Annotated in this window: 4 protein-coding genes; all 4 read right to left on the reverse strand. The window is 73.2% G+C overall.

Annotation, left to right across the window (positions count from 1 at the left end):
- Nucleotides 1-72 precede the first annotated feature (72 nt).
- A complete protein-coding gene (locus AC5P09_RS35465; protein WP_493877822.1) occupies nt 73-897 on the reverse strand; it encodes an HpcH/HpaI aldolase/citrate lyase family protein in 825 nt (274 codons plus the stop codon).
- Nucleotides 894-2,084: a CaiB/BaiF CoA transferase family protein gene (locus tag AC5P09_RS35470; protein ID WP_493877823.1), complete on the reverse strand. Its 1,191-nt coding sequence runs from the start codon at nt 2,082-2,084 to the stop codon at nt 894-896. The genes AC5P09_RS35465 and AC5P09_RS35470 overlap by 4 nt, the downstream gene beginning before the upstream one ends.
- The gene (gene rbsK / locus AC5P09_RS35475) at nt 2,081-2,974 is read right to left on the reverse strand and encodes a ribokinase (protein ID WP_493877824.1); all 894 of its coding nucleotides are present in this window, start codon (nt 2,972-2,974) and stop codon (nt 2,081-2,083) included. The genes AC5P09_RS35470 and rbsK overlap by 4 nt, the downstream gene beginning before the upstream one ends.
- Nucleotides 2,971-4,258: ADP-ribosylglycohydrolase family protein (locus AC5P09_RS35480; protein WP_493877825.1), on the reverse strand; the 1,288-nt coding region annotated here is incomplete at its 5' end. The genes rbsK and AC5P09_RS35480, both read right to left, overlap by 4 nt.

Consider the following 4,258-nt stretch of genomic DNA (forward strand, 5'->3'; position numbering starts at 1 on the left):
GGGCTTTCGGCCGGTGCGGCGAGAGTGCGTGCCGGGCGCCGTGGGTGCTGTGCGGGACTTTCGAAACACCCCCTAGGTCCGTCGGGCCAGCGAGAGGGTTCGCTGCGCGGCTGCCACCACCGCCGCGTCGATGAATGTTCCGTCCGGCAGGGCCTGGGCGGCCTGGTCCGTGATGGCCGCCTTGACGATCGTTTCCGCTTCCTCGATCTCCCGGGCCGTGGGGAGGTAGGCCCGCTCGATGACCGGGAGTTGGCGGGGGTGGAGGGCGCCGCGGCCGAGGAAGCCGAGGGCGCGGCCGTGGGCGCAGGAGGCGGCGAGGGCGTCCAGGTCGCGGATGTCGGGGTGGACGGACTGGGGCGGTGGGGCGAGGCCCGCCGCGCGGGCGGCGACGACCACGCGGGAGCGGGACCAGTCGAGGCCCGCGTCCTCGCGTACGCCCAGGTCGGCGCGGAGGTCCGTCTCGCCGAGGGCGATACCCCGCAGGGCGGGGTGAGCGGAGGCGATGGCGTGGGCGCGTTCGATACCCAGGGCCGTTTCCAGGAGGGCGTGGAGCGGGGGTGCGCCGCCGTCGGCGGGGGCTGCTTCTTCGGCGACGCGGATGATCTGCTCGGGGGAGGTCACCTTGGGGAGGCGGATGCCACAGACGCCCGGGAGGGCCGCGACCGCCGTCAGGTCCGCCGCGGCGAGCGGGCCGTCCAGGGCGTTCACGCGGACGTGAACCGGTACCGGCTGCCGTTCACAGAGGCGTTCGGCGGTGGCCTGGCGGGCGTACTCCTTGCGGTCCGGGGCGACCGCGTCCTCCAGGTCGATCACGACGACGTCGGCGCCCGCGGTCAGGGCCTTCGCGACGAGGTGCGGGCGGTCGCCGGGGACGTAGAGCCAGGTGAGTGGGGTCATACCGTGCCCTCCTCGCGCAGGGCCGCCAGGTCCGCCGGTGTCAGGCCCAGTTCGGTCAGGACCTCCACCGTGTCCGCGCCGTGCGGGCGGCCCGTCCAGCGGATCGCGCCGGGGGTGGCGGAGAGACGGAAGAGGACGTTCTGCATGCGCAGGGGGCCCAGTTCCGGATCGTCGACCGTGGTGACGGTGTCGAGGGCCTGGTACTGCGGGTCGGCCATCACGTCCCGCACGTCCTGGATGGGGGCGACGGCCGCCTCCGCCTTCTCGAAGGCGGCGAGGACCTCGGTGCGGGTGCGCTCGGCGATCCAGCTGCCGACCGCCTCGTCGAGGACGTCGGAGTGCGCCGCCCGTTCGGCACCGGTGGCGAACCACGGCTCGTCGATCAGCTCCGGGCGGCCGACCAGCCGCATCACGCGCTCGGCGATCGACTGGGCGGAGGTGGAGACGGCCACCCAACTGCCGTCCGCCGTGCGGTAGGTGTTGCGCGGGGCGTTGTTGGCGGATCGGTTGCCGGTGCGTTCCTGTACGTAGCCCAGCTGGTCGTACCAGGTCGGCTGCGGGCCCAGCACGGTCAGGATCGGCTCGATGATCGCCATGTCGACGACCTGGCCCTCGCCGGTGCGGTCGCGGGCGGCGAGCGCGGTCATGACGGCGTACGCCGTCGCCAGTCCCGCGATCGAGTCGGCCAGGCCGAACGGCGGGAGCGTCGGGGACGCGTCCGGTTCGCCGGTGATCGCGGCGAAGCCGCTCATTGCCTCGGCGAGGGTGCCGAAGCCGGGGCGGTGGGCGTAGGGGCCGAACTGGCCGAAGCCGGTGACGCGGGTGAGGACCAGGCGTGGGTTGACGGCCGAGAGCTCCTCCCAGCCGAGGTCCCACTTCTCCAGGGTGCCGGGGCGGAAGTTCTCGATGACGACGTCGGCGGTGGCGGCGAGGCGGAGGAGGGTGGTGCGGCCGCCGGGTGTGGAGAGGTTCAGCGTGATCGTGCGCTTGTTGCGGCCGAGCAGCTTCCACCACAGGCCCACCCCGTTCTTCGACGGGCCGTGGCCTCGGGAAGGGTCGGGTCTGGTCGGGTGCTCGACCTTGATGACCTCCGCGCCGAAGTCGCCGAGCATCGTGGCGGCGAGCGGGCCGGCGAAGAGGGTGGCGAGGTCGAGGACGCGCAGGCCGGTCAGGGGAGTCTGGGTCATGACGTGAACCGCGCTTCGATCTCGGAGCGGTACGGCATCGACGCCGAGGCGCCCGGCCGCTGCACGGAGAGTGCGGCAGCCGTGGCCGCCCACTGAAGGGCCTCGCGCATCGGGCGGCCCTCGCCGAGTGCCGCCGCCAGGGTGCCGACGAAGGTGTCGCCGGCGCCGGTCGAGTCCACGGCGGTGACCCGTGGTGCCGGGACGGTGAACGGCTCGGTGCCGCGGGCCGCGTAGAGGCTGCCGGCCGCGCCCAGGGTGACGACCACCTCCGGGACCTGTTCCAGCAGGGCGGTGGCCGCGCTGTGCGGGTCGGTGAGGCCGGTGAGGGCGGCGGCCTCGTGTTCGTTGGGCACCAACAGGTCGATGGCGGTGAGGAGTTCGGGGGGCAGGGGTTGGGCGGGCGCGGGGGTGAGGACCGTACGGACTCCGTGGCCGCGGGCCGTCCGCGCGCCCGCGAGGACCGCGGCCAGGGGGATCTCCAGCTGGAGGAGCAGGGCGTCGGCGGAGGCGATGAGGCCCTCGTCGCCGGGGACCAGGTGGTCGACGGTGCCGTTGGCGCCGGGGATCACGACGATCGCGTTGCCGCCCTCGTCGTCCACGACGATGTGCGCGGTGCCGGACGGGCCCTCCGTGGTGCGCAGGTGGTCGGTGGTCACGCCGGAGTGTTCGAGGGTGGAGCGCAGGCGGGCCCCGAAGGAGTCGTTGCCGACCGCGCCGATCATCGAGACGGTGGCGCCCGCGCGGGCCGCGGCGATCGCCTGGTTGGCGCCCTTGCCGCCGGGGACCGTACGGAACTCCCGTCCCGTCACGGTCTCTCCGCGCTGCGGGGCCTTCTCGACGTACGCGACGAGATCCATGTTCGTGCTGCCGAGCACGGCGATGTGGGTCATGGGCGCGGTGCCTCCAGGTGGGTGAGGGTGTGGGTGAGGTGGGCGAGGGCGTCGAAGCCGGTGCCGTTGAAGTCGCCGATCGTGGTGGCGAGCCGGTTCTTCAGCGGGGTCGTCCAGCGGTCGGGGAGCGCGGCGGGGGTGCCGGCGAGGAGGGCGGCGATGCTGCCGGCCGTGGCGCCGTTGGAATCGGTGTCCCAGCCTCCGGACACGGCACGGCAGATGGAGCCGGTGAAGTCGCCGTCCGCGTGGGTGAGGGCGGCGGCGATCAGGGCGGTGTTGGGGATGGCGTGGACCCAGTGGTGGGTCTGCGCGTGGGTGGCGTGGAGTGCGTCGACGACCCTGTCGAAGTCGGTGTGTGCCTCGGCCAGCTGGATGGCGTGGGTGACGGCTTGTGACAGGCGGGAGGCAGGGGGGATCACCGTCAGGCCCGTGCGGAGGGCTGTGTGGATGTCGGCTGCGCCGGTGGCTGCCTGCGCGATGGTGGCCGCCGTGAACATCGCCGCGTAGACGCCGTTGGCGGTGTGGGTGAGGGTGGCGTCGCGGTGGGCCTGTTCCGCGGCGGCCGCGGGGTTGCCGGGGTTGGTCCAGCCGTGGACGTCCGCTCGGATCAGGGCGCCGATCCATTCGCGGAAGGGGTTGCGGTGGCGGGCCGTGCGTGGGGGTTCCAGGCCGGTGAGGAGGTTGCGGTAGGCGATGCGTTCGGCGGTGAAGGTACGGCCGGCCGGGAGTTCGTCGAGCCAGAGGGTGGCTACGTCCGTGGTGGTGAAGGTTTTGCCGTGGCGTTGGAGAAGGAGGAGGTTGAGGAGGGGGTAGTTGAGGTCGTCGTCCTCGGGCATGCCGTCGATGTTCTCGGCGAGGGAGGTGCCTGCCGATCGGCGGTTCCAGGGGTGTTGGGTGAGGAGTTGTGCGGGGACTCCTCGGGCTGTGAAGTAGGTGTTCAGGGGCCAGTTGCCGGTGGATCTGGCCAGTTCGCGGATGGCGGTCAGGGGGAGCTTCTCGACGGGTTTGCCGAGGAGGCAGCCGACGGCTCTGCCGAGCCAGGCGGCTTCCAGGCGGGCCTGGGTGGGGGGTGCGGTCGGGGTGGGGGTCGCCGTGGGGGTGGGGTCGCTCGCCGGCGCTTGCGGGGTGCCGCCGCCCATCTTTGGGTCGGGAGCCGCCCCAGCGGCACGAGTGCCGGCAGGCTGGGTGGGTGCGGCGGGGCTGCTGCCTGCAGGGTGTGTGGGTGCAGCGGTACGAGTGCCGGCAGGCTGGGTGGGTGCGGCGGGGCTGCTGTCTGCAGGGTGT

It is taken from the genome of Streptomyces sp. a15, from assembly GCF_059026085.1.

Excerpts from the sequence above, each read along its gene's own strand:
- AC5P09_RS35465 (WP_493877822.1), bottom strand. The coding sequence starts at position 897 with ATGACCCCACTCACCTGGCTCTACGTCCCCGGCGACCGCCCGCACCTC.
- AC5P09_RS35470 (WP_493877823.1), bottom strand. The coding sequence starts at position 2,084 with ATGACCCAGACTCCCCTGACCGGCCTGCGCGTCCTCGACCTCGCCACC.
- rbsK (WP_493877824.1), bottom strand. The coding sequence starts at position 2,974 with ATGACCCACATCGCCGTGCTCGGCAGCACGAACATGGATCTCGTCGCG.